The sequence below is a fragment of the Massilia varians genome, from assembly GCF_027923905.1.
Classification (GTDB): Bacteria; Pseudomonadota; Gammaproteobacteria; order Burkholderiales; family Burkholderiaceae_D; genus Telluria; species Telluria varians_B.
Genome location: NZ_AP026966.1, coordinates 1,753,171 through 1,779,789 on the forward strand (window position 1 = coordinate 1,753,171; position 26,619 = coordinate 1,779,789).

19 protein-coding genes, 1 other RNA gene and 2 pseudogenes are annotated in these 26,619 nt (G+C 54.8%); 14 read left to right on the forward strand and 8 right to left on the reverse strand.

Going from position 1 to position 26,619, the window contains the following annotated elements; all coding sequences use genetic code 11:
• Positions 1-269: 269 nt before the first annotated feature.
• On the reverse strand, positions 270-1,298 hold the full coding sequence (locus MasN3_RS08055; RefSeq protein ID WP_281914461.1) for an IS5 family transposase: 1,029 nt from the start codon (positions 1,296-1,298) through the stop codon (positions 270-272).
• Positions 1,299-1,518: 220 nt separating this feature from the next.
• Between MasN3_RS08055 and MasN3_RS08060 the strand changes: the two genes are divergently transcribed.
• Positions 1,519-2,565, forward strand: a complete 1,047-nt coding sequence (locus tag MasN3_RS08060) for a recombinase family protein (RefSeq protein WP_281913437.1) — start codon at positions 1,519-1,521, stop codon at positions 2,563-2,565.
• A 148-nt stretch (positions 2,566-2,713) separates the two neighbouring features.
• On the opposite strand, the gene MasN3_RS08065 is transcribed toward MasN3_RS08060, so the two are convergent.
• Positions 2,714-3,490, reverse strand: coding sequence for a hypothetical protein (locus MasN3_RS08065; protein ID WP_281913439.1), 777 nt, complete (start codon positions 3,488-3,490; stop codon positions 2,714-2,716).
• A gap of 487 nt (positions 3,491-3,977) precedes the next feature.
• Positions 3,978-4,603, reverse strand: a pseudogene (locus MasN3_RS08070) (tyrosine-type recombinase/integrase).
• Positions 4,604-4,742: 139 nt separating this feature from the next.
• On the opposite strand from MasN3_RS08070, the gene MasN3_RS08075 reads away from it, so the two are divergent.
• From MasN3_RS08075 to MasN3_RS08100, 6 genes and pseudogenes are all read left to right on the forward strand, one after another.
• Positions 4,743-5,072, forward strand: coding sequence for an H-NS histone family protein (locus MasN3_RS08075; protein ID WP_281913440.1), 330 nt, complete (start codon positions 4,743-4,745; stop codon positions 5,070-5,072).
• Between the two features lie 416 nt (positions 5,073-5,488).
• Positions 5,489-5,947, forward strand: a complete 459-nt coding sequence (locus MasN3_RS08080) for a hypothetical protein (RefSeq protein WP_281913441.1) — start codon at positions 5,489-5,491, stop codon at positions 5,945-5,947.
• A 255-nt stretch (positions 5,948-6,202) separates the two neighbouring features.
• Positions 6,203-6,718: a hypothetical protein gene (locus MasN3_RS08085; RefSeq protein WP_281913442.1), complete on the forward strand. Its 516-nt coding sequence runs from the start codon at positions 6,203-6,205 to the stop codon at positions 6,716-6,718.
• 13 nt (positions 6,719-6,731) lie between these two features.
• On the forward strand, positions 6,732-7,340 hold the full coding sequence (locus tag MasN3_RS08090) for a hypothetical protein (RefSeq protein ID WP_281913443.1): 609 nt from the start codon (positions 6,732-6,734) through the stop codon (positions 7,338-7,340).
• Positions 7,341-7,865: 525 nt separating this feature from the next.
• Positions 7,866-8,953, forward strand: a pseudogene (locus MasN3_RS08095) (IS3 family transposase).
• Between the two features lie 25 nt (positions 8,954-8,978).
• On the forward strand, positions 8,979-9,977 hold the full coding sequence (locus MasN3_RS08100) for an IS5 family transposase (protein WP_281913444.1): 999 nt from the start codon (positions 8,979-8,981) through the stop codon (positions 9,975-9,977).
• A gap of 283 nt (positions 9,978-10,260) precedes the next feature.
• Here the strand turns inward: MasN3_RS08100 and MasN3_RS08105 are convergent, their stop codons facing one another.
• Both MasN3_RS08105 and ssrA read right to left on the reverse strand, forming a co-directional pair.
• A complete protein-coding gene (locus MasN3_RS08105; protein ID WP_281913446.1) occupies positions 10,261-10,563 on the reverse strand; it encodes a hypothetical protein in 303 nt (100 codons plus the stop codon).
• A 114-nt stretch (positions 10,564-10,677) separates the two neighbouring features.
• Positions 10,678-11,037: a transfer-messenger RNA gene (gene ssrA, locus MasN3_RS08110) on the reverse strand.
• 385 nt (positions 11,038-11,422) lie between these two features.
• Between ssrA and MasN3_RS08115 the strand changes: the two genes are divergently transcribed.
• The 7 genes from MasN3_RS08115 to MasN3_RS08145 all read left to right on the forward strand — a co-directional run bounded on the left by MasN3_RS08115 (position 11,423) and on the right by MasN3_RS08145 (position 23,318).
• A complete protein-coding gene (locus tag MasN3_RS08115) occupies positions 11,423-11,872 on the forward strand; it encodes a hypothetical protein (RefSeq protein ID WP_281913447.1) in 450 nt (149 codons plus the stop codon).
• Complete coding sequence (locus MasN3_RS08120) at positions 11,859-12,104, forward strand: hypothetical protein (RefSeq protein ID WP_281913448.1); 246 nt, start codon at positions 11,859-11,861, stop codon at positions 12,102-12,104. The genes MasN3_RS08115 and MasN3_RS08120 overlap by 14 nt, the downstream gene beginning before the upstream one ends.
• 343 nt (positions 12,105-12,447) lie before the next feature.
• Positions 12,448-13,347 carry a WYL domain-containing protein gene (locus MasN3_RS08125; RefSeq protein ID WP_281913449.1) on the forward strand — a complete coding sequence of 300 codons (900 nt, stop codon included), beginning with the start codon at positions 12,448-12,450 and terminating at the stop codon, positions 13,345-13,347.
• 22 nt (positions 13,348-13,369) lie between these two features.
• Complete coding sequence (locus MasN3_RS08130; RefSeq protein ID WP_281913450.1) at positions 13,370-16,891, forward strand: helicase-related protein; 3,522 nt, start codon at positions 13,370-13,372, stop codon at positions 16,889-16,891.
• Positions 16,888-19,761 carry a DUF1156 domain-containing protein gene (locus MasN3_RS08135; RefSeq protein WP_281913451.1) on the forward strand — a complete coding sequence of 958 codons (2,874 nt, stop codon included), beginning with the start codon at positions 16,888-16,890 and terminating at the stop codon, positions 19,759-19,761. Before MasN3_RS08130 ends, MasN3_RS08135 begins: the two co-directional genes overlap by 4 nt.
• Positions 19,762-19,772: 11 nt before the next feature.
• A complete protein-coding gene (locus MasN3_RS08140) occupies positions 19,773-22,664 on the forward strand; it encodes an ATP-binding protein (RefSeq protein ID WP_281913453.1) in 2,892 nt (963 codons plus the stop codon).
• A gap of 234 nt (positions 22,665-22,898) precedes the next feature.
• Entirely contained in the window at positions 22,899-23,318 is a 420-nt protein-coding gene (locus tag MasN3_RS08145) for a hypothetical protein (protein ID WP_281913455.1), read from the forward strand.
• On the opposite strand, the gene MasN3_RS08150 is transcribed toward MasN3_RS08145, so the two are convergent.
• The 3 genes from MasN3_RS08150 to MasN3_RS08160 are packed head-to-tail and all read right to left on the reverse strand — an operon-like array spanning position 23,254 to position 26,617.
• Positions 23,254-25,476: an AAA family ATPase gene (locus MasN3_RS08150; protein WP_281913456.1), complete on the reverse strand. Its 2,223-nt coding sequence runs from the start codon at positions 25,474-25,476 to the stop codon at positions 23,254-23,256. The genes MasN3_RS08145 and MasN3_RS08150 overlap by 65 nt on opposite strands.
• A complete protein-coding gene (locus MasN3_RS08155; RefSeq protein WP_281913458.1) occupies positions 25,473-25,958 on the reverse strand; it encodes a VPA1267 family protein in 486 nt (161 codons plus the stop codon). Before MasN3_RS08155 ends, MasN3_RS08150 begins: the two co-directional genes overlap by 4 nt.
• Before the next feature lie 26 nt (positions 25,959-25,984).
• Complete coding sequence (locus MasN3_RS08160) at positions 25,985-26,617, reverse strand: hypothetical protein (RefSeq protein ID WP_281913459.1); 633 nt, start codon at positions 26,615-26,617, stop codon at positions 25,985-25,987.
• Positions 26,618-26,619 lie beyond the last annotated feature (2 nt).

Below are 26,619 nucleotides of genomic sequence, written 5' to 3' on the forward strand. Positions count from 1 at the left end.
GCGCGCGACTGTACTACGTTACAAACGATGGAGCGCTTGAAAGTTTGCAATGCTGACTGTGTCCGCTTTGGGTCGTAAGCAGACCCATGTCGTTGTCGAACTTCTCGTTAAGGCCACCTCGAATAACCCGGCTTTTGGCATGATCGAGGCGATATGACGCGCGATCGAATGGCCCCGAGCTGTTGCGCGCGCCGGCAGCGTCATTTTGATAGCGAAGATCGCCCTCGAATCAGGCCAGTTTGGCAGCCGAAGGCTGCCAAACTGCTGGTTTAGAACGGTGCAACCCCGTGTTTCTTCAAGAAGACGAGACGCTTGAGGTTGTAACTGGCCGCTTTCAGGTGCAGGGCGAACGTCGTGCGCACGATCCCCAGGCAGCGCACCAATTTGCCGCCCATCTGCGCCAAGGCGCCAAACACATGCTCGACACGAGCGCGCGGCGTGGCGATCGCGCGATTGCGTCGCTTCTGCGTGTCGGAAATGCCTTTGGTTGCATGGCCGCGTCGCTGGATGTGCACGCGCCAGCCCGCCTGCTTCAATCTGGTTTCCCGTTCAAGGCTGGGGTAGCCCCGGTCGGCATACACATCGCGACTAGTATTGTTCAGGTCGAGCAACTCTTCAAAGACGTTGGTATCTGCCACCGCAGCGTGGGTGACGACGATCTTGCGGATCAGCTTGCAACGCTTGTCAACACTGGCATGCAACTTGTAGCCAAAGTGATTCTTGCCGTGCTTTTTGGTCCACTTGGCATCAACGTCTTTCTGTGCCCGCTTGTGCGGCTTCCAGCTCAGCGGCATCGTGCTTTCTTTGACCGTCTCGGCTTCTTCTCGCTTGTTGCGCTGAACCGGTGCCTGAACCAGCGAGGCGTCGACGATCTGGCCGCAGCGCGCCAGATAGCCTTGCGACAGCAATTGCTGCTGGACTTGTTCGAATACCTGATCGCCTACGCCCGCCTGCGCCAGACGGTCACGGAACAGCCAGATCGTTTTGGCGTCGGGGATACTGCTGCTTTCAGTCAGATCCAGAAAACGCAGGAAGCTGCGGCGGTCCAGCAACTGATACTCCAGCGCGTCATCGGCCAGGTTGTAGAGCTGTTGCAGCACCAGGATCTTGATCATCAGTACTGTCGGGTATGGCGGACGGCCGCCTTTGGCCCGCGACGGACGCGGCGCGACGGCATCGATACGTGCCGCCAGCGCCTCGAAATCCACATGCTCGGCCAGGCCCACCAACGGATCACCCAGTTTCGACCGCCGATCCTCACGCTCCTGCTCGGCAAATAGACTGATCCGGGGTTTCATCATCACGACACTCGCTGGCTTGGTTCGATGTCAGGATTTTACCCAGCTTGCGTCAGGTCAGCCGAGGTTTTTCGAGGTGCCCTTAACCCAACACACCGCAATCGATAGTGGTCTTCACAGCAGCCTAGAGCGTGCCCCTAGGCGGTTGCAATGCAATACTAGTCTACGGTTAGATTTTCCGGGTAAGATCGGCTCTCGGATATCCTTGACGGAGGCGTCCATGGCTCAGCAACACAACCCGAACCGGGCGGTGATGTACGTGCGGATGTCGACCGAGAGCCAGGACTACTCGACTGATCACCAACGCGCGAAGATTCGAGAGTACGCAACTGCATGCAATCTCACTCTCATTCGTGAGTATGTCGATGAGGGCAAAAGCGGTCTGGATATCAGACGGCGGGCCGGCCTAACGTCGCTGATGAAAGACGTTCAGTCAGCACAGCCAGATTTCAGCTATATCATCGTCTATGACATTAGCCGCTGGGGGCGGTTCCAGGACGTTGACGAGGCTGCGTATCACGAACATACCTGTCGTCGTGCTGGGATCACCGTGGCGTACTGTGGTGAGCGCTTCACCGACGATAGTGGCCCCTACGCTTCGCTACTGAAGAGCATGAAGCGTGTCATGGCTGCTGAGTACAGTCGTGATCTTTCTGAAAAAGTCTTCGCAGCACAGTCTCGGTTCATTGCGATGGGCTTCAAACAAGGCGGGCATGCCGGCTATGGACTACGGCGCCTCGCGCTCAAAGCTTGTGGTACTCCGCGAGCCGTACTCGAGTACGGCGAGACGAAAGTTTCGTCAACCGATCGAGTAATCCTCATATGGGGACCAGACGACGAGATTGCTGTAGTCAGGCGCGTTTATGCGCTTTACTTGGATGAAGGGTACAGTGAGCGCCGCATTGTGCGGCTACTGAACAGCGAAAACATCGCAAGTGAGTTTGGCAGACCGTGGACTCAAGCCATGGTCAACTCGCTTCTAACCAACGTCAAGTATTGCGGCGCGCTCGCGTATAACCGGCGTTCTTGCAAATTGTCAGTGCCTCGGACACGCAACGAGCCCACCAGGTGGGTCGTGAAGCCTGATGCAGTCGCACCAATCATTCCAAAAGAGCTCTTTGACGCTGTCCAGGCTGAGCGCGCTCGACGCCAGCGACGCTATACCAAGCCTGAGCTAATCTCGCTATTGCAAGTTTGCTATGCACGACACGGAAGAGTCAACGCAAAGATCATCGCTGCGGACTCAACTGCCCTCGCGACGCGTTGAACAGTGCGAAGTCGACCATCGACCTCCCCATACGTGATGAGTTAGTACTGGACTTGAAAGTCTGCTTTTGGCCGGAACCGGCCTGTCGCACTTATTAGCCGCTTTGCAAGCGGCAAAAAATCCACCGATAGTCGCAAACGCTGTTTCCCTATAAAGCAATACCGACAGGGACCGAGGCACTCCATGTTGCATTTTCCAGCGCCTTCAATCCTGCATCGCCCATGAACGAGAGAAAGCTTGGGCGCGGTCGCGGTACGCCTTTGGACAGGCTGCATGGAACACACCGAACACCACCACGTTCGCGGTCTCGCATGGCAGCCAGCGGCATGAAGGCAATGCATGTCGGAGCAGCACCCCGCTCTCTGGCTGAAAAGAATGGCATAGCTACGACCATCTCGGGATGCACGGCGCTAAGGACGCCAGCAAAGCCATACGTGTCTCGGTCCCGCTTCTCTGGCGTGGGGTACAGTCCCTTAACCTGTACCGGGCGGAGTATGATGTCACCTGCCACCTGCTTGGATACGACGAAGTCAAAGCCGACGTCGCGCTTCGGGAAATAAACAGCCCAGCCGGCATCTCCGAACAAGCCAGCCACGTAAAGCTCTGCGAAATAGTCTCGCGTTTTCGGGGGCCGTCCTCGGAACCGAGAAATAAGAAGCGGGAGAGCCTTCTCGTTCCAGAATCGCAGGGATACATGACGGCTCGACATTCCGTCGTCTGGATAGCGATCGATCACTACCACGCCAGTTCCGTCCAGGGTCGCGCCCGTCAGAGTCTCGACCGCACTTGCGATGATCTGGCGCACTGCGTTTGCAGAATTCGGCACTGTGACCTCGGCGAGATGCACCGCAAGCTCATCCCAGAGGTGCGAATCGCCGCGCAGTTCCCAAATGTCGGGCCGTGGCGAGAACAGATCGGTGAACAATAAGTGCTCCATGTTTTCGTCATCAGGGCTTTTTGACTTGGACTATCCAGCCGCACTTCAATGCCCACCGAGCCTCAGTTCTCCAAGTGATGCGTCGATTCGTGCTTGTAGTATGGATGGGGGCCGGACAACGCCTCGCAAGCTCCTCAAACGTCGAGCACGCCCAAATTTCTTTCCAAATACTCCACTTTGCGGGGTCAGTCTCGGCCGTAGCCCGCAAGCTACGCTTCTCGATCACTTGGTATGCACCTTCAAGAATAGCAGGCTGTTTGCGCATGTTTTTCCTTTCGATACCGGGCGCTATCGCGCAACAGTATCTTGTTCGGCGGCTGGCCAACTGCCGCAAGTTCTAGCGCACCAACGAAAAAGGAAACTTGGCCCGGCAAAATTTTACCATTCATGTCGAGAGCAATTTTCCAAGCCGTAAGCGGCCTTGACGACAAGGCCACTTATACGCATTTGTGAGCGACAGATCCTGTTTCGTACGTCAGACTTCGGTCTGCTCAGCGATCTCGAGTGCGTCGTCGACCTCAATGCCGAGATAGCGCACTGTGCTCTCTAGCTTAGTATGGCCGAGAAGCAGCTGTACAGCACGAAGATTTTTCGTACGACGATAGATCAATATCGCCTTCGTCCGCCGCATTGAATGAGTTCCAGACGCCGCTGGATCCAAGCCAATGGATCGCACCCACTTGGCGACGATGCGTGCATACTGACGAGTCGAAAGATGATGCGAGTTCTTCGCCCTACTAGGGAATAGATACTGGTTCGATGTAAGCTCTCCAGCTGCAATCCAGCCTTGAACCGATTGGCGAGTCTGCTCCGTGATTCCGAACTGAACAGGCCGGTGGGTCTTCCGCTGCATAACAATCGCACGATGGAATATGCTGCCACCTTGAGCGACGTCTTTCACTTTCAGACTAACGAGGTCGCAACCACGAAGCTTGCTATCGATCGCCAGATTAAAAAGTGCTAAATTTCTTGAGTGTTCCGCAATCTGCAGTGGATCCTTATCGCCCAGATTTCCTTCAACTTCAAAGGGAACTTCTGACCGACCAGACGCCCTTTGTTCCATGGAATACGCCGGCTGCCGGCATCGCTACTTGTGTTCATGTCAACCTCCTCAGTGAGCAAGGCCTGATTTTGGTCCGCAGCTAGAAGAAGAGGCGCAATTGCAGTCGAGCTAGCCCATGGCGCATAGTAGAATCGATGCAATGCGCAAGACATTCAACTAAATTGAAGGGATATCATCATGGTAAATATTGATCTGTCGGGCTACAACCTTGGCGAACTGAAGGGCCTGCAGCATGACATTGAAAAGGAAATCAAGAACCGCCAGCACCAAGATTTGCAGAAAGCACGGGAGCAAATCCTAGCAATCGCTCAGGAGGCGGGGGTGTCGGTCGAGGAGCTGCTTGCTGCAAGTAGCAAGAAATCGAAGAGCAGCAAGGGACAAAAGATTCAGGCGCGTTATCAAAACCCCGGCGACAATAGCCAGACCTGGACTGGTCGTGGGCGCCAGCCGAAGTGGATTGCAGAAGGGCTCGCTAGCGGAAAGTCGATAGACGACTTCCGCATCTGACAACAAGCATTGACATCGCTTCCACTAGTAGTGCAACGCAGTTCTGTACCTGATTTACGACTGTGGAGGTTCTCTGGTTGTGCCAGCCGGGATGAGATTGAGTACCTCCCAAATAACCACGTTGGCAAAGCCACGGTCCTCAAGAAACCGCATGACATACAGTAACCCATGCGTCTTCCTTAACTGGACAGCCGCAACAAGCAACTTAGCGTTGCGGTGAAGGTCGGGTTCAAGCTGAGTAGTCATCAGTACATTGTAGAGAACCCGTCCGCTTCGACCATGATATAGATCAAGCAACTGCACCCTTGACTGCGACTATGTGCAGGAATTGGGAATCGGCGTGAGTCTGCCTTCGGCCAGTTCCGGACATCGGATCACAAACCACGCGTACTAGTCTTTTCGAACCGGGCCAATTCTTGATAATTTTTCTTGACACAGAGTTCACAAGCTTCGAAGAGCCATATCTGATATCGATTGGTCTCGTTGCTGGCGAAAATGAGCTTTATTTTGAACTTAGTGGAGTGTCGCCTGAAATTTGTGCGCCTTTCGTTCAGGCCAATGTCCTGCCTCTGCTTACTGGTCCTGTGCTGAAACCAATAGAAGGTGCTGAACAGTTGGCTGCCTTCCTATCATTGTGCGGTACTGAAGTCACTTTTTTTTGTGATGCGCCACGTTACGATATTACGTTGCTAACCCCGTTCCTACCGAGCGGGTTGCATTGGGATTTTGCAGTTCCATCCTTTGAAGATGCTGCGTGTGAGGATCTCTTCGAGCTTACTCGTGAAAAAGCGTTTGCAAGCGGTCTTCGTCGACATCATGCTCTTGATGATGCAAGAGCCATGGCAGCAGCATGGGCAGCAGCGCGTCGTACTTAGCGGTTCGGTGAAGATTGCTATGTGGTCATTAAAGAAACATAATCAAAGCCTTAACAACTGATCGCATAATGAATCTACGCTAGCAGCATTGCAGTCTAGCAACGACGCAACAAGCGATCGAGTTTCTGACGTTGTTTCGAAGCCTCTAATGCATTGAGTGGCTGGAAGGTAGGGTATGGTACAAGACAGCAACCGCAAACATACTGGAAAACTTGCATTCAGTGCTGGTAGGCTGCAAGATAAAAGGAGGTATCGATGAGCATGGACAAGGGCACCGAGATCATGACGCAGGCGCAGATTGACGCTGCGGTCGAGCGTGCTCTTGCCAAGGCGTATGAAGGCAAGTCGCTCGTTTACTCCACTCCTGAATCGATTCGGCAAGGCGAAGAGATCATGGCACAGGCTCGAATCGATGCCGCACACAACCTTGCCGAGCGCATTAAGCGCGGCGAGTTTATCCCCTTTCGGCAGTTACGAGTAGCCTGGCCTGTCGAGCACGCGGCGATCAACGAAGCGGTAGCTACTGACCGTCTGTTCTCCGTGATCGGTCCATCAAATGAGAACTACTATCCAGCCTTCTATAATGACCCTTCACTTGATCGGGGAACGCTTGAAAAGGTGTCCAAAGCGCTGGGGTCATTGCCGGCAGTAGTAAAATACCATTTCTTCACTGCTAAGTTTTTTTCCTTAGGCGAAACTCCCCTTGAAGCATTGCGTAAGGGAAGAGTTGAGCAAGTACTTGCTATAGCAGCTAACTACGCTGAGAGATAAAACCGAGGAATTGATGAGCACGAAGCCGCTTGACAAACGTAAGCTGCGGTTCGCGAACCCGCAGCCCTTAAATCTCGATAGCCGTGTAGGTCAAACAACAGTTAACGACGGCTTTATAGTTGGCGATTGGGATCGTTTGTTCACTGGCCTTGAGCGACAGCTAAAGCGTCAACGGAATTCTCTTGCAGAGAAAAATCGGTTCTTACATGCTGATCCTCAAATTCTTAAACGATGTGCTGAACTCAGCCTGTCCACAGATCAGGTGCAGCAGCTAGCGGTACTAGACGGGTGTTCCATTTCCTATTTACTTGGTCTCGATCCGCATACATTGGAGCCCTTACGCTCGCAATCCTGGTTGTTGATTGCTGCCAAAACCTGCAGCATAAGCAATCGGTCAATGATCACGCCCGAAGTGCTATTCGAGGTGCTTTCGACTGGTAATGTCCCTCAATCCGCTAGTCCCTCAATTTCTCACTTCATTAACGAAGCTCCTCTTCAAGTGGTTGTCATGACGGTCGAGGAGGCAGCACAAGAGAGCGGCCTTAATATATCGGCAATATGGCACTATGTCGCTCAGATCGCTAGGGCAATGTCTAGCACTCGACTGGCACTCGTAGCTTAACTTGAGCACGAGTAAGGCTTAGCCAAGTCCGCTCTGGTCGGTCGCAAACGTCCAGTTAAGTCTGCCACAGGCAATAGCGGACTTTAGGACAAACTTTTCACCGAAGCGGATACTGCATCAATCCATAAAAGCAGTCATCAATATAAGCCCTAGTCTGAGTTGACTCGGCTAAACATAGTCGCTGGAAAATTCTACTGCAAGAAAATCAGACTTCAATAAGAGCTTAGCATAAGCGCAGACGCAGAAACCATTGGGGAGTCAACTCCGTGGTCAATGAGCAAGCGCAATCAGTTGCGAGCTCACCGCATGTAGTAACAATAGGGCAGACGTTAGTGATCTAGCTGAACAATGAAATTTGGATCAAATTTTTCGTTCTCAGGGCCGCCGTTCCGCATTAGATATCCGAGAGGGTTAGCTACGACACGGCATCCTTCTACTTTATAGTCGAAACTACTATGGTAATCCCCCCACAAAATGAGCGCGTTCAGAAGTAGAATTTTTTACTTAAGACACAGAAAGCTCTACATGAAGACCTCCCGCTTTACCGACAGCCAAATCATCGCCATCCTCAAGCAGGCCGAAGGCGGCAGCCCAGTTCCGGAGCTGTGCCGCGAGCACGGCATTAGCAACGCCACGTTCTACAAGTAGCGCTCCAAGTTCGGCGGCATGGATGCCTCGCTGATGGCACGCATGAAGGAGCTGGAGGAGGAAAATCGGCGCCTCAAGAAGATGTACGTCGAGGAGCGCCTGAAGGCCGAGATCGTTGCGGAGGCGCTCACAAAAAAATGGTAGCGCCATCTCAACGGCGGGAGATGGCGCAATGGGCGGTAACAGAGCGGGCAGCCACGGTGAAGCTGGCGTGCCAGGCGTTTGGCATTAGCCAGACGTGCTACCGCTACAAGGCCAAGCTGGACGTGGAAAATGCAGTCATTGCCGACTGGCTGGTGCGGCTGACGAACAACCAGCGCAATTGGGGCTTCGGGCTGTGCTTCCTGTACCTGCGCAACGTGAAGAGCTTTAAATGGAACCACAAGCGCGTCTACAGGATTTACCGCGAGCTCGAGCTGAACTTGCGGATCAAGCCGCGCCATCGCCTGGTGCGCGAGAAGCCGCTGCCGCTGGCGGTGCCGACCGCGATCAACCAGAGCTGGTCGATGGACTTCATGCACGACCAGCTCGCCGATGGACGCAGCATCCGGCTGTTCAATGTGATCGATGACTTCAACCGTGAAGGCTTGGGGATCGAAGTCGACTTCTCGCTGCCGTCCGAGCGCGTGATACGCTCGCTCGACCGGATCATCGAATGGCGCGGCAAGCCTGAAGCGATCCGCTGCGACAACGGCCCTGAATACATCAGCGCAGTGACTTTGGCATGGGCCGCAAAGCGCGGCATTCGTATCGATTTCATCCAGCCTGGCCAGCCCCAACAGAACGCCTATGTCGAGCGCTACAACAGGACCGTTCGCTATGACTGGCTCGCCCATCACTTGTTTGAAACCCTCGACGAGATCCAGGAATTTGCCACTAACTGGCTGTGGACCTACAATCACGATCGGCCCAACATGGCACTCGGCGGTATTACGCCAAAACAGAAATTGGCGCTCGCCGCTTAACCTCTACTTTTAGCGTGCTCTAAAAATGGGGGGATTACCGAAGCAAACCACGTTCTCCGACGCCGAGTTCACCAACAAGAGGAAGCAGACCCGACGTGATCGGTTCCTGGCTGAGATCGAGGCGGTGACGCCGTGGCCGGCACTGGTCGCTGCGCTGTTGCCGTACTACCCGAAGGGCGACGGGCGCGGCCGGCCGCCTGTAGGGCTGGAGCGGATGCTGCGCATGTACATCGCGCAGCAATGTTTCGGTCTGTCGGACGAAGGCATCGAGGATGCGATCTACGACAGCCAGGCGATTCGCGGCTTTGTCGGCATCGACCTGACGCACGAGTCGGCGCCGGACGCAACCACGCTGCTCAAGTTCCGCCGCTTGCTTGAGAAGCACAACCTGACACGCAGGATCTTCGATGAAATCAACGGACACCTGGCCAGTAAAGGCCTGATGATGCGCGAGGGTACCATCGTCGACGCGACCTTGATCGCGGCGCCGCCTTCGACGAAGAATCGCGACGAGAAGCGCGATCCGGAGATGCACCAGTCGAAGAAGGGCAAGAACTGGTTCTTCGGCATGAAGGCCCATATCGGCGTCGACGCCAAGTCGGGCCTGGCGCATACCTTGGTGACCACAGCCGGCAACGTATCCGACGTGACGCAAACCCACAAGCTGCTGCACGGCGACGAGACGATGGTGTTCGGTGACGCCGGCTACCAGGGCGCCGATAAGCGGCCCGAGAACGCGGCCAAGGCAGTGACCTGGCACATCGCGATGAAGCGCAGCGCCCGCAAAGCCATGAAGAAAAACCCGTTGGGCCGGATGAAAGAGAAACTGGAGAAGGCCAAGGCTAGCGTGCGCGCGAAAGTTGAGCATCCGTTTCATGTGCTGAAAAATCTGTTCAGGCATCGCAAGACGCGTTACCGCGGCCTGGCGAAGAACACTGCGCAGCTGCACACCTTGTTCGCGTTCGCGAACCTGGTGCTGGCTGGCCGAACCTTTGGAGGCGCTCACGCCCGGACTCCGTCCTGAGCGCGGAATTGCGTGCCACAGCACGCAAAAACCGGCCTGGTGCCCAGGCTGTAGCGCGAAAAATGGCTGATCTCGACCACCGTTTCGTCCGACACCGGTTTTGTCACGTCAAGATGGCAGCGCAACCTATTTGTTCAGCGCTTCCCTAGCTGTTGCGATCTTGAGGGAGCGGAGGCGTACATGCTTTTTGTAGCGCGACTTACCTAATATTTGGTTCCGTAAGTATGCTCGTGTGCCGAGCGTTTGGCGCTCGGCCGTGTTCTTACTACGTCGCTATAGCAAGCTATTGATCACCGTGCGCAACTAATTTCATTACATCCGCGGTTGCCCATTGCAGTCGCTTATTCACGCGCTGAGGACGAATCGGACCGTTTTCGTACATCGCCCAGACGCGGAGCGTCTGCGGCGCACGGTTGAGCAGACGTGCCGCTTCCTTCGTCGTCAAAGTCGGAGCATCAGGAAGTTCGCGAGGTGGCGCCTTCGATTTAGTAGCGAGATGCGAAAGTTCCGCTTGGATTTTGCCCATCCTCTCCGATAGCAACTCGATTTGGCGCTCCAAAACGGAGATCCGTTCCTCAAGAAACATTTGGTGCCCCCCTGAAGACAGAAGCTTGATCCAAAAACCTAGCTGGCTGGATGAATAAACTGCAATAACGCCAAATAAAAAATGCCCATTATGGGCATCTTTTATTGCTGTAGGGAATGGAGGCGGCGGGAATCGAACCCGCGTCCACCAGAGTTACATAGCCAGTTCTACATACTTAGCACTGTCAATTAATTTAACCCGCAAGACGGAGACGTGCACCCTTCTTGCAAGCGAGTTACCTTAAGTTTCGGAAGCAGCCAAGTAACCCAACTGATTCCTAGCCCCTGTAAATGACTCTACTTGCCTTGCGGCACACCCCAGGGGCGAGGTGTTGTAGAGCTAGCAGCGATTAGGCTGCGAGTGCGTACGAGTTATCGTTTGCAGTTATTGCGTTTCTGGATGTATTTACGAGGTAACCAGTCCTCGGTATGCCCTGAACTACTTCGCTGCCAGTGTCGAAACCAGGTCGCCCCCAATGACAGAACGGTACGCTATATTACCACCTTTCGCTTACCGCACAACAGAGGTATGCGCTCGCGACCAAATTTCAAGATGCTGGGCGGAAGATTTTTGCACATCTTGGCGTTACAGATGCCAAACTTTGCGAACTGAAAAGTTGGACCTGTAGTGAGCCAACCAAAATATGGAAGAGAGCGTGTGTTTAACTCCTTGCATAGCACGAAAAATTGCAATCTTCGCAACTCGAGCAACTATTGATATCGCTAGTCCTTTCCCCGCAGGTCATAGAGGAAAGTTGCAATGTGATAACTAAATTGCGTTGACGGTAATGTATCATTCTGGTGCCTCAGCGTTAGTGCCTTAACGAGATATATGGTCGAGGCAGTTTTGGGAGTAGGCGATGCGAAAAAGTAACGATGACGGAATACCAGGCTGCTGCCTGGGTGGGGCACAAGACAAAGTGCAGGCTGAGTTCATCGACGGACGTTTTGTCGTTCAGCAGAGCATTGGGCCGCTCTACATCGCCTCGCGCCCGGCGCCACCTGTTGACCCGAAAAAATTGGCTGAGTTCAGGAACGAACCCGGCCCGCCGTCAATTGTAGATACGATCATCGCCCAGCGCCAAGAAGCATATGAAGGGGCTGTCGATGCCTGGAGCACCGATTTTCCTATGCATGCTGAAGACAATATTAAGCTCTTGAGCGAGCTCGAAGACAATGCTATACGTCGGCGTCAGCAGCTTTTCGGTCGCGGCTTGTTGTTGACGGCTGAGCAACTATGTCATCGCCTTGGCATCTCTAATGACACTCTTAGCCAGGGTCGTTCGAGAACGGCGAATGTTCTACATTGACGGCGATGACAATGCTGAATGGTATCCGAGCTTTTTTGCAGATGCATCCATCCGGCGTGACATAGAACGTGTGTGCGTCGAGCTCGGGGATTTACCTGGCGCGGTCAAGTGGGCGTTCTTCACGATGCCGAAATACTCGCTCAACAGCGAAACACCGATTGATGCTCTGTCGGATGGCAAACCTGACCGTGTTCTGCGCACAGCTGCTGAGTTCACAGAACGGGACCGATAGGTTGCATCATCTGGTGATTTGGTCCTAGCTCCCGCAGCTTCCGCTTGGAGGCTGCTATGCGAAATTTCCAACACCAATGGACCTGCGGCGCCAATCCTATGGCCTCGGCGGAAAGAATGTGACCATCTCTAAAGCCACATCCGCTTCAGACTGACCTTTCAACACTTCGGTGCATGAGCTGGGAAGTGATGATAGTCGGCGTACAGGTGAACAAGCGTACCTCCACCTAAAGGTAGCTCCAGCGTATTCGTCGGGCTAAGTTGATCAAAATGATTAACCATGGGCACGCATATATGGTATCGTTCTGTTGGGAAATTATCAAAAGTTGATTAGGCCATTGCCTATGCAAGACAGTCTGGCACTATTGCCGAAAACACAACTTGAACGCTTGGCCTACATTGAGGTTAAGACGTATTTCTGCGGCGACTTAACACGTCATGATATCGAACAACGCTTCGGAGTTAGGCCAGCAGCGTCAGCGCGGGATCTGGCTGCTTACCGGCGCCTAGCACCGAGCAATCTGGTCTACGATGCATCGCTGCGCAAATATTTGCCTACTTCTAATTTCTCACCGATTTTTGAGCAATCGGCTGAGCGCGCGCTGATGTGGTTCCGATCTGGGATTGGCGATGGTTTGAGCGTCAGCGGCCGTCGCGTTATCCCTTGCGAGAGCGCTAGCGAGCTTGTTTCTCCTGATGTGCGGACCTTGTGCGTGCTCACGCGCGCGATTACCGCCGGTGAACTGGTCGAGGTGAGCTATCTCTCCTTGTCCTCGGGGGGCTCGGTAAAGACGCTTGCACCCCTGGCTCTGGCGGACACGGGGCTGCGTTGGCATTTGAGAGCGTTCGATCAGGAGAAGAAGCGCTTCGCTGATTTTGTGCTGACTCGGATCACCCAAGCGACGCCGTTGAACCGGCCGATTCCCGAGAAGGAGCGCCTTGAGCATGACGCTCAGTGGACGCGCATTGTCGCGCTCGATATCGTTCCTCACCCCGGCGTGAAGCACCCGAAAGCCGTGGAGGTGGACTATGGCATGACCGATGGCGCGCTGCGGATGCAGTTGAGGGCGCCGATGGTCGGCTACGCCTTAAAGCGCTGGGGCGTAGACTGCTCCGTGGATCATTCGTTGGACCCCTCGTCACATCACCTCTGGCTTGCCAACCCCCAGACTCTCTACGGCGTGGAGAGCGCGGCGCTGGCGCCAGGCTACAAGGCCCCCGAGCTTGCCGTGAAGGCGCGCTGAACTCAATGAAAGACTGTTCACTATGAAGCTGGAATCGATTTCCAAGGGCGCCCTCATCTCCGGCATTGAGGAGGGACGGGTCGTGCGCGTCGTCAGCGCGGATCCGCTCGGCGACAACGCGATGACCGTGGTCTACAAGAGCGACGACGGAAGGCTGGGCGAGCGCGTGCTGTTCAGGAGCGACGAGGCGAAGCTGTCGATCGCCTCCGCGGGCAGGCCGTGGAGCTTTGACGCGGACGGCGCGGACTTCAAATTGGCGGCCGAGGCTTACCGAATCCATTTGGCGCATCTTTTCGACCCCATGATGGCGGTTCATACGTCGAATGTTCAGCCACTGCCTCACCAGATCACGGCGGTCTATGAGTCGATGCTGCCTAAGCAGCCGCTGCGCTATGTGCTGGCTGATGATCCGGGCGCCGGCAAGACAATCATGGCGGGTCTTCTGATTCGCGAGCTCTTGATGCGGGCCGACGCCGCGCGCATCCTCATCGTGTCCCCCGGCAGCCTGGTCGAGCAGTGGCAAGACGAGCTGTTTGAGAAGTTTGGCCTTTCGTTTTCGCTGTTCACTCGCGAATTGGTGGATCAGAGCCGGACGGGGAATCCCTTCGATGACCACGATCTGCTGGTGGCGCGTTTGGACCAGCTGTCTCGAAGCGATGAGCTTCAAGAGAAAATCCGCAATTCCCGCTGGGACCTCATCGTCGTCGACGAGGCTCACAAGCTGTCGGCAACCTGGTATGGAACCAAGGTCAACGAGACCAAGCGCTTCAAGCTAGGGCAGCTGTTGGGCTCTGTCACGCGTCACTTCTTGTTGATGACCGCAACGCCGCACAATGGCAAGGAGGAGGACTTCCAGCTGTTCATGTCGCTCCTGGACTCCGATCGCTTCTACGGCAAGTTCCGCGATGGCGCGCACAAGGTGGATGTCACCGATCTGATGCGGCGCATGGTAAAGGAAGACCTTTTGAAATTCGACGGCACTCGCCTGTTTCCTGAGCGCGTGGCCTACACCGCTAATTACAGCCTCTCCGAAGCCGAGCGCCAGCTCTACAACGACGTGACCACTTACGTCAAAGAGGAGATGAACCGTGCAGACAAGCTCGACGGAAAGCGCAAGGGCACGGTCGGCTTCGCATTGACCGCGTTGCAACGCCGGCTGGCCTCGAGCCCTGAGGCGATCTACCAGTCGTTGAAACGTCGCCGGGAGAAGTTAAAGCGCCGCATCAGCGAGGAGAAGATCAAGCAAAGCGGCGGCGCGAAGGCGATGGCCGAGACCTATGTCGACAAGGGCTCCGAGGACATTTGGGAGTCGGCCGAGGACATGGCGCCGGAGGACTACGAGAATTTTGAGGAGGAGTTGGTCGATCAGGCCACTGCCGCTCAAACTATCGCGGAGCTCGAGGCGGAGGTGTTCACACTGGGCCATCTCGAAGAGCAAGCCAAGTCGCTAGTTCACTCCGGACAAGACCGCAAGTGGGAGGAGCTGCGCGAGCTGCTGCAAAATACGCCCGAGATGCGCGGCGCCGATGGCTTGCAGCGCAAGCTCATCATTTTCACGGAGCACCGCGACACCCTTAACTATCTTGCGGACAGGATCCGAGGCCTGCTGGGCAAGCACGAGGCCGTAGTCATGATCCATGGCGGCGTCCATCGCGAGGATCGGCGCAAGGTCCAGGAGCTGTTCCGAAACGACAAGGACACAAGGGTTCTGCTGGCGACCGACGCGGCGGGCGAGGGCGTGAACTTGCAAAACGCTCACCTGATGGTCAACTACGACCTGCCTTGGAACCCCAACCGCTTGGAGCAGCGCTTCGGCCGCATTCACCGAATCGGGCAGACCCAGGTTTGCCACCTCTGGAACATGGTCGCCGCGGAGACGCGCGAAGGGGATGTGTTCCAAAAGCTCTTCGACAAGATCGAGATCGAGCGCAAGGCTCTGGGCGGCCGCGTGTTCGACATCTTGGGCGAGGTGTTTGACGGTGTGAGTCTGCGAAACCTGTTGATCGAGGCGATTCGCTACGGCGAGGATCCGGCTCGGAAGCTGCACCTGCGCGAGGTGGTCGCCGACGCGCTCGAGACGGAGAAGCTGCGGGAGATCATCCGCCGCAACGCCCTGGCCGAGGAGGTCATGGACGAGCAGCGTCTGTTCGAGCTGAAAGAGGAGATGGAGAAGGCGGAGGCGCGTAAGCTGCAGCCATACTTTATCCGCTCGTTTTTCTCCCAGGCGTTCGAGCGGCTCGGCGGCGATTTGCGCCCTCGCGGCTTTGGCCGATACGAGATCACCTTTGTGCCGGCTTCCATCCGGGAGCGCGATCGCCAGATCTCCGGGCGCGACCGGCGCAGCTTGAATCCGGTGGTGACCAAATACGAGCGCGTCTGCTTCGAGAAGGGCAGGGTAACGGTCGAGGACAAGCCCAACGAGGCGGTGGCCAGCCTTCTGCACCCGGCCCACCCGCTGATGCAATCGGTGGTGGATCTCATGATCGAGCAGCATCGAGGCAAGTTAAAGCAAGGCGCGGTTCTGGTGGACCTAAACGACGAGGGGATCGATCCGAAGCTGATGTTCCTGATCGACCATTCCGTCAAAGAGGGCGGGGAGTCCCGCGTTGTCGTCTCGCGCCGGCTTCAATTCGTGACCATCGATCGCCATGGCGCGATAGCGAACGCGGGCTGGGCGCCGCACCTGGACCTCAACCCGATCGAGCCGTGGCAGCGCCAGCTGGTGGGCCCCGAAATCGAAGCTGACTGGATCAAGAAAGATCTGGAGGTGGCCGCGCTGGGCCACGCCTCCGATCGGCTAGTGCCTGAGCATTACGACGAGATCCGAGAGCGGCGCGAGCGCCAGGTCGACAAGAACCTGGCTGCGATCCATGAGCGTCTAGTCAAGGAAATCGACTACTGGTCGGATCGTCACGAGAAGCTGAAAACCGATCTCTCGGCGGGAAAAGACGTTCGGCTGCCCTTGGAGAATGTGCGCCGAACGATCGACGAGCTGACCGTCAGGCTCGAGTCGCGCACGAAGGAGCTTCAAGCGATGCGCGATGTGGTCTCAAGCGCCCCGGTGGTTGTTGGCGGCGCGCTGATCATCCCGGCGGGCCTAATCGCCATGCGAAGCGGCGAGGCGGAAGGCCCAACCTGGTCGGCTGACGCGAAGGCTCGCGCCCGGATTGAGAAAGTCGCCATGGACGCGGTCCGCAAAGCCGAAGAGGCGTTCGGGCACGAGGTGATCGATGTCTCAGCGGAGAAGTGCGGCTGGGATTTGACCGCTGTGGTACCGGCCCTTGACGGCAAGTTGCCACAGGCGAGGCACCTCGAGGTCAAGGGGCGCTCGAAGGGTCAATCGACCATCACGGTCACACGAAATGAAATCCTCTATGGGCTGAATCAAGCCGATAAATTCATCCTTGCCATCGTCCTAGTCGATGGCGAAGCGTATGAAGGTCCTTACTACGTCCGAAATCCATTCACGCAAGAGCCTGATTGGGCGGTCACCAGCATCAACTTGGACCTCGCGTCCCTGCTCGAAAAGGCGGAACCCTTATGAATGCCCCTGTAATCAAAACACCAAAAAAACTAATCGAAGTTGCGTTGCCGCTCGACGACATAAATGAAGCGTGTGCTCGTGAGAAACAACCAGGAATCGGCGCCCATCCCAGGGGACTGCACCTATGGTGGGCGCGGAGGCCATTGGCCGCTGCGAGAGCTGTGATATTTGCTCAAATGGTGAACGATCCTGGTTACGAAAGGACGCTTGGACGAGGGGTGAACAAGGAAAAAGCAAAGGTCGAGCGAGAAAGACTTTTTGAAATCATTAGAAAGCTTGTTCTATGGGAAAACACCAACAACAAGCAGCTGCTCGCGGAGGCTCGGTCTGAGATTTGGAAGAGCTGGAGAGAAACATGCGAACTGAATGCATCGCACCCAGATGCGCAGCGCTTGTTTAATCCAGATGTTTTGCCAGAGTTTCATGACCCTTTCGCGGGCGGCGGCGCGATCCCGCTCGAGGCAAAAAGACTAGGGTTGGTAAGCTACGCGACCGACTTGAACCCGGTTGCCGTTTTGATTAACAAGTCCATGATCGAAATCCCTTCCAGGTTTGCGGGGCAGCCTCCTGTTTGCAGAGCTGGGCGCGGCAGTCAACAAAAATTGACGCAACACTGGGACGGGGCAACGGGGCTGGCCGAGGATATCCGAAGATACGGTGCGCTTATCGGCGAGATCGCGAAATCAAGAATTGGTCACCTGTATCCTCCGGCAAAATTGACGAGCGCTCAAGGCAGTGGCGAGTCGACCGTGTTGGCGTGGATTTGGGCGAGGACGGTTAGAAGCCCAAACCCGGCTTACTCCGACATTCATGTGCCCTTGGCTACGACGTTTGTTCTCTCGTCGAAACCGGGCAAAGAAGCCTATGTTGAGCCGGTGATAGAAGGCCGCGAATATTCTTTTAAGGTCGTTCACGGAGTTCCGACCGACCAGGCTGAGCTTGGCACAAAAGCGAAGGGTAGAGGCTCGAACTTCTACTGCTTGCTGTCCGGCTCGCCGATCAATGCTGATCACATCAGAACCGAAGGTCTAGCGGGCCGGCTCGGCTATAGACTGCTAGCGGTGATTGCGGATGGGGGACGCGGAAAAATATACTTAGCCCCGACCGCGGATGATGAGACTATCGCAAAGACTGCTAAGCCAACTTGGCGTCCCGACATCAAACTGCCAGTAAAACACAGGAATTTCCAGTCCCCGGGGTACGGGCTAGGAAATGTTGGTGACCTTTTCACGGACCGCCAGTTGGTCGCATTGGGAACGCTTTCCGAACTGATTCAGGAAATCCATGAGCAGGTCGTCGCTGATGCAGTTAAAGCAAGTTTTGCTGACGACGGCGTTAGCCTTGAAAACGGAGGTAGTGGAGCTCAAGCTTATGCGGACGCGGTGTCGGTGTATCTTGCTTTTGCCATTGATCGGTTAGTCGACTACGGTAGCTCGCTCGCGACTTGGAAGCCGTCAGGGGAGCAGGTGATGCAGTCTTATAAGCGTCAGGCCCTCCAAATGACTTGGGACTTCCCAGAGTCGAACGTGTTCGCTGGGAAAGCGATTTGCTGGGCAAACGCCGTAAAGTATGCGGCGGACAACTTAGACTCAGCTGCTCAGAACGACGATGGTGTGCCCGGCTATGCTGAACAAATGGACGCTCAACATCAGTCCGTTAGCTCAGGAAAGGTTGTCTCGACCGACCCGCCGTATTACGACAACATAGCCTACGCAGACTTGTCGGACTTTTTCTATGTCTGGCTTCGCAAATCGCTGCGCAAGCGCTTCCCCAAATTATTTAACACGATCGCAGTTCCGAAGGAAGAGGAGCTAGTTGCCTCCACATACAGGCTCGGATCAAAAGAAAATGCCGAGAAATTCTTTCTTGATGGCATGACCGAGGCAATGGGCGGAATAGCTACACACGCGCATCCATCATTTCCTGCGACGATCTATTACGCTTTTAAGCAATCCGACACCACTGATGTTGGCACCGGAAACACAGGTTGGGAAACCTTCCTTGAGGCCGTAATTCGCTCCGGATTCGCTGTCACCGGCACTTGGCCGATGAGAACTGAGCTTGCGAATCGTATCATCGGAGCGGGCTCTAACGTATTGGCTTCAAGTATCGTTTTAGTTTGCAGGAGGCGAGCCACGGACGCCCCATCTATATCGAGAAGAGATTTTCTCCGTGAGTTAAAGGAAGAGCTGTCCGATTCTGTGGAAGTGATGATCGGAGGAGCAGAGGGAATATCGCCTGTGGCCCCAGTAGACTTGGCCCAAGCAGTGATCGGGCCAGGGATGGCAATTTTCTCAAAATACTCAGCCGTTCTTGAGGCTGACGGTAGCTCGATGAACGTCCACACGGCGCTGACCCTCATCAATAGAATGCTCACAGAGGGCGCTGACGAATTTGACGCCGACACTCAGTTCTGCTTGGGCTGGTTCGATGAGCAGGGGTGGGCGCAAGGAGAGTTTGGCCAAGCAGATGTCCTTGCTAGGGCGAAAGGAACATCCGTCGATCACATAAAAAACGCGGGCGTGATCGAGGCAGGGAGCGGGAAAGTAAGGTTGTTAAAGCCGGTGGATTACTCGAGCGACTGGTCGCCTAAGAATGACAACAACACTCCGGTTTGGGAGGCCCTCCACCAGCTAATCAGGGCATTGCGCGAGCATGGCGAATCCGAAGCTGGAGTCCTACTTGCGGGCATGCCTCAACGCGCCGAGCCTATTAGAAACCTAGCCTACCGTCTATACACCCTTTGTGAGCGTAAGGGTTGGGCGGAAGACGCGAGGGCTTATAACGAGTTGATTACATCGTGGATCGGCATCGAAGAGGCGTCGCACGTTAAAGGGCACTTGGGATCGCAAGTTGCCATGGATATCTAAGGAAGAACATCATGACTTTGAAGCCTTGGCGAGAAATCGCCGTTCCGCATGAAGATGTCCTGAAGGGCACGTTCCAGCAAGCTGAGTTCGCCGCCGACATCTCGAAAGTTCATCAAGGGATCGCGCCCGCGGAGTATCAGGACGCCGCGCTGTTTTTCCAGCGGACCTTCATCACGGAGGGGATGCGCCTGTTGCTGGATTCGGTGGTGAAGCGCCTGGCCGGCAAAGGAGGCGATCCAGTTGTGCAGCTGCAGACGGCGTTTGGCGGCGGCAAGACGCATACGCTGATGGCGGTCTATCATCTGGCGAAGGGCACTACTCCCGCCAGCAAGATGCTGGGCATTACGCCGATCCTCAACGCGGCCGACATCACGGAGCTTCCGCAAGCGCGGGTCGCTGTTCTTGATGGCGTCGATTTGCTGGACCTGGCGAGCAAGCCGCGGGTTCACGGCAACACTACCGTTAAAACCATCTGGGGCGAGCTCGCATGGCAGCTGGGCGGTGAGAGCGCCTACGCCAAGATCATGGAGGCCGACCGCGACGGAACGGCCCCCGGCAAAACGGCGCTGGCCGAGATTATCGGAGGCAGCGCGCCTTGCATCATCCTGATGGACGAGCTGGTGCGCTATGTGTCGCAATTCGAGGAGGGCAAGACGCTCTCGGGCGGAACGTATGACACCCAGCTCTCTTTCATTCAGGCGCTGACCGAAGCGTTGAAAGGGGTTCCGAACGCGATCCTTCTTGCCTCGCTCCCGTTCTCCGATCGCGAGGCGGGAAGCCAGCAGGGCGTTAAAGCGCTGCGGGCTCTGGAGCACTACTTTGGCCGGGTGCAGGCTTTATGGAAGCCTGTGGCCACCGAGGAGGCCTTCGAGATTGTGCGTCGGCGCCTGTTTGCCAAGGTCACCGACCAGCTGGGGGCGGAGGAGGTGTGCAGGGCGTATGCCGACTACTACACGGCCAACGCAAGCGACCTGCCCCAGGACGTTCAAGGCAGCAGCTACCTGGAGCGCTTGAAGCACGCCTACCCTATTCATCCCGAGGTCTTCGACCGGTTCTACGAGGACTGGTCGTCGCTGGATAATTTTCAGCGCACTCGGGGCGTGTTAAAAATGATGGCGACGGTCATCCACAGGCTTTGGACCACAGGGAACAACGACCTGATGATACAGCCTGGCAGTTTGCCGTTGTTCGATTCGAGCACGCGCAACGAAGCGATCTATTACTTACCACAAGGCTGGGACCCGGTCTTAGAGCGCGACATTGACGGCGAGCGCGCAGCGACCACGGAGCTTGACAATGCCCGCCCCTTGTTCGGAGCGATTCACGCCTGTCGCCGGATCGCGAGGACGGTGTTCCTTGGCTCGGCGCCGGACGCCGGCGCGGTAGGGGGCGCGAAGCATCATCGCGGCATCGAGCTCGAGCGCGTGCTTTTGGGCTGCGCCCAGCCCGGTCAGGTTCTGGGGCACTACAAGGATGGCGCGCGTGCACTGGTCGACCGCCTGCAATACCTCAACAGCGCTAACAATCGCTTCTGGTTTGACACGCGCCCAAATCTTCGGCGCGAGATGGAAGAGCGCAAACGCCGCTACAGTCTGCGAGAGGACGTCTATCCCTTCATCAAAGACAAGCTTCGGTTCGCCAACGGCGTCTTTGGCGGCGTCCATGTGTTCACCCCCTCGGGTGATGTGCCGGACGACTGGCAGCTGCGCTTGGTGGTGCTTCCGCCTGAGGCGACGTTTAGCAAAGGGGCTCAATCCGCCGCGATCGACGCCGCGACCGCCATTCTGAAAAGCCGGGGCGAACAGCCGCGTCAGAAGCAAAATCGACTGATCTTCTTGGCGCCGGACACAGACAGCCTGCAGCGATTGAAGGACCAAGTGACCTCGTCGCTGGCGTGGAGATCCATCGTGGAGGATGTGCGTGAAGGCCGGCTTAACTTGGACGTCTATCAGACCAAACAAGCCTCCACTAGCTTCGACCTGGCAAATGAGGCGCTGGGCCGTATGATCCGCGAGACGTTCAAATGGCTGTTGGCCCCCTTGCAAGAGGCGAAGCCGGGCAAAGGGATTGGCGAGCTTCAATGGGACCATTTTCAGATCAACCCGGCCGTGATCAATCGCGTGGAAGAGATCGAGCGGGTCCTCAAGGAGAACGAGCTGCTCATCACCGAATGGGCGCCTATCCACCTGGCTAAAATGCTGCAGACTTGGTTCTGGAAGGACGACACGCCAACTGCTGGCGCGCTCGATGTGTGGCAGAAGACTTGTTGCTATCTGTACCTGCCACGGCTTCGGGACTCTGACACCATTCGCTCGACGATCGCAGCCGGCCTTTCATCTCGCGATTTTTTTGGTATCGCCTACGGAGCCGAGCAGGAGCGCTACCAAGGTTTTCATTTCGCTGAAAACACTACGCCGATTTTCGATGAGTCTCTCTTGCTGATTGACCCTAAGGCGGCCTCAGCTTTCGCAGCCCGTCTTGCGGAGGAGGCAGCGGAGCGCGAGATGAAAGCCAGAGGAGAACGGGCTGACGAGACTGAGGGCGCTGGCCAAATGAACTCCAGTGGCGCCTCAGCCTCGACAGGCGCCGCTTCTAAGACAGATGGCCCGCAAGGACCAAGCGCGGCCTCATCCGCATCGAGCTCAGGATCGAGCGCTCCTAACATGCCGGCAAAGAAGCGGATGTTCTTCGGATCGGTCGAGCTCAATCCAAATCAAGCTAAGTTGCAGTTCTCCGATGTTGCCGAGGAGGTGGTGATGTTACTGAACAAACCTGGAGTTAAGCTGCGCATAGCCGTCGAGATCGAGGCCGAGTCGCAAACCGGGTTTGACGAGGGGGTTCAGCGCGCCGTGCGCGAAAACTGCGACCAATTAAAGTTCAAAAATCGATCGTTTGAGGACTAACGCTGGCTCGGGACTTCAAAGTCCCGAGCCAGCGTACAACGCCGCGTTATACCGTGTTATCTCGTTGTAGGATAATTATCCTAAACTTGGATAAAGTTGCAAAAAAGAAATTTCCGGATGGTCCGGGTTTGTTACTCAGCCAACGTCCGCTGGTAGTGCCCGTGAGGCAACATCGCGTGCTATAGTTCTGACGATGTTGCTTGAACGAATGCCACGTACCTGAAGATTTACAGAATGACCGAACTCGTCGTGCCCACTTTTGATGTGGCCAAGCTCTCTACCGCCGCCCTTGAACTTCTGAGGGCTGCAGTGCTCCACGCACGCGCAAATCAGTGCGTTAAGTTGCATACCATGCAAATTGACGAGTTCTGCCGTCTGGCCGGGTTGCCTCCTACTACAACTAAACGCTTCTTAACACTGCTAAAGGAGGCTCGCAAGGCTTTGGTAATTGTTGAGGTAATTGATACAGAATTTCCGCACCGCGACGACTTGCCATATTCCTCATGGCCTGTCTTTAAGGAGAGCCGGATTAATGGCTCGCAGATCGCGTTCGAAATTTACAATCAAACTCTTGAAGACAGTATATTGGCTAGTCTTCCAATGTCGAAACATTTAAGCGATCGGGATCGTGCTTCAGAAAGAATGGCAAATTAATATGTCGAAGCGCTGATTTTGCAGGCCCTGTAATGGCATCGCATGCCTCATCCCAGTTTCCTACCAAGACAACTTGATCAACGCCTCGCGTCACAGCAGTGTAAATAAGGGTCTGGTCGAGAAGGCGAGATTTCCTTATCGGTACGATGACTCGTTGAAATTGACTACCTTGGCTTTTGTGGACTGTAATTGAATATGCATGCCTAAGAGCTTCGGCTTGAGAGCTGTTAAGGTGGTAACGGTTGCCCTCAAACTCACAAATGCAACACACAGCATCTCGACTTGACGCATCCACTCCTTGAATGATGATGCCTAGAGAGCCATTACGTAAGCCAAGGTGATAATCATTTTGAGTGTACATCACCAAATCGCCGACCCTCAATGGAATACGATCAATGGTTTGCGCGCCGACCTTCCCATAGTCTTTATCATAAGTATAAAATAGCTCGTCATTACATCTGAACTCCTTATGAAAAATTGCATTGATATCTTGTGCTCCACCATATCCCGTTTTTGTCGTTGACAAGATCTGCACGTTGTTGTTATTCCCGCTCCCACCGAGCTCACCGTAAATGCGACGTATTGTGGCGTCAATAAGGCTATCGGCACAGGGGACAAAAGAAACGCCTTGCGCGCAGCCAGAGTACTGAGCAAATTCAGGAATGCGATGTACCCTTATAGAATCCGCCACAGCAGGAATACCGCTTTCAACGCTCTGACGTTTAGTGACTACTAGTTTGGTTTGTGGAATAGAGGGGCAGTCTGCTAGACAGTGCAGCACCAACCCTGGTCCGATGGGAGGCAATTGCGAGGGGTCCCCAACAAGGATGAGCTTCGTTCCAGGCGGTATGTGGCGTAGCAGGCGATGCATCAAGATTACGTCCACCATGCTCATTTCATCCACTACTACCACAGATCCGTATCCAAGCATGGACGGGTCAACATTCAAAAGAAAGCCAGCGATGGTCATGCTTTCGCGCCCAGTGGCTTCACTCATTCTCTGTGCCGCTCGTCCAGCAAGCGCTATCTGATAGATCGCAATATCACGTTGTTGTGCCGTCAGCACTTTGTAAAGTGCTCTCAACACAGTTGTTTTGCCGGTCCCGGCACCTCCCAGTATAAGACTCAAATTATTAGTTGCGCTTGTCGCGATGGCTAAACGCTGTTCATCAGTAAGTGTGATGCTATGCTCAACTTCATAGTGAGCGATTGAATCTGCAATTATTTTAAAATCATTGTTTTTAGGGGAGAAAAGAAACTTCTGTTCGCTATCTTGAGGATTAGAGATCATTATCAGGCGTTGAGCGACGTATTGTTCAATAAGAAATGTACCCGAAGGCTGCAGAAAGTTGCCAACACGGCGGTACTGAGTACTAGGCTGGTCTAATGAGGCGGCCTTTTCAGCAAGTATTTTCCCTCGTAGAAGCGTCTTTAATTTCGCCACGACATTATTGTCGGGAAGGCACGTATGACCGTCACGCATGCCCGCATAAAGGACTTCTTCTACCGCAGCCTCAAGTCGACGTGGGTCATCAAGTTTAATACCAAATCGGCGCTGCGCTAAGTCATCAACCTTGATCCAATCGGCCGAAAAGCTTATCAGCCGATACGGATTCTCCTCAATTTTCTCCTGAGCGCAGTTCTTATAGAAATTTGCTATCTTTTGAGCAATTGCACGGTCGATTGCCAATCTGTCCAACCAAAGCAGGGTGCTGGCAACCTTATGCTTTTCAAAGGCATAGCAGAGCAACGCAGCAGCATCTTCGCTAATGACCTCTTTAAGAGCGGCGACGTTCGCATTTCGGATGTGCTCGATCAGCATGGGACCAAACCGCTCGTACAGTTTTGTAGCTTTGACTGATCCTATGCCAGCACATTCTTCAGATCTTGCGATCCAATCGATGATGTTGCGACCGGATGGGCGCAACATCTCGGCACACGTCACGTCGATATGATTCTCATCTTTCCACTTGCGCAAAGTGCCGGTGATTTGCCATTGCTGACCCTTAACTATAAAGTGGCCATCTGGGACTGTGTCTTTTTTGCATACTGCAACGAAATATTCCTTGGTATCGGTAACCCCCGAAAAAATCACGCCTCCGTACCTGCCGACACTGCGTACGGAGCTTACGCGCAACTGCACAGAAACTTGAGTCATGGTCGCACCATCCGACCGGTTTCCGAAAGATGCTCGTCTATCCAACTGTATTGTCTTTGTAATTCTCGAAGCTTGGTAAGCTCCGCTCGCAAAGTGGCGTTCTCTTCTTCGAGCGCCTTAATACGTCTTTCCGCACCTGACTTTGCTTTAGCAAGCCGTTGGTTCACCGCTTCGTCAGAACTCCAATTTTCAACGTGATTTTGTGAGCTTTGACTCTCCTTCCTGGTTTGAGCTGAACCTATGCCCATCTCTATCCTCAGGCGAGCTTCAAGAGACTCTAAACTTGCCTTGATAGCGGGATTTTGGCGAAGGGCGGAAGTGCCAAAGCCACATTCTGTACCGATTTCAGTTCTAATCAGTTGGTCGCGGCGGTAATCCCAATAATCCTGCCAATCGCAAGCTCTATCTCGCTCATCGATCCATTGTTGGAAGCGTTGAAGGTTAATAGCTGCCTTCTGTTGTCCGTTTACCCCAGTGCTCATAGTCGCTTTGCCTCCGAAGCGATTCGTTAGTCGATATCGTCTTGTTGTTCTTTAAACTTCCGGTAATATTGGATAAAGGCACGCGCCCGCTCACCGCCGACAATTAACTGGCGGCCGTCGGGTTCCGACTTATCAAGAATCTCGCCCGCCTGAACATCTACTTTGATGAGCGTAGCCTCTTTGTTGAGGGCGTCGATCAATGCCAAAAGTGTGGCAGCTGTGTTCGCGAATGCAACGTACCAGTCAGTGTGATCGCTAGTGGGCTTGCCTGATTCAAGTTGGCGCTCGTTTGCCGCTCGAGGTTGCGTTGGCCCATTTATATTCTTTTCGCGATTGAGGCGTTCGATCTCCATTTCCATGTCGATCAATTTTGCCCGAAGCACTTCCGGGGGGGCGTCTAATACGGGAAGGCGTGCAGCGGCGCCAGGTTGCGCAACTAAGTATGCTCGGAGCAGGTTTTGGTAAAGTGGATTACGGCTAAGTGTCGTACGATGGAGGCCAGTTAAGTCCTGCATCTCTGCAATAATTTCAGACAAGCTAGAATAAACTCGCTTACGCTTCCTTGCCTTGCTGAGCGCATCTTTCAATGCTTGCAAGTTAGCTTCAGATTTTTTTGTTCTGAAGCTTTTAAAATTATCGGTGCCTTTTGGAACGCCCATCA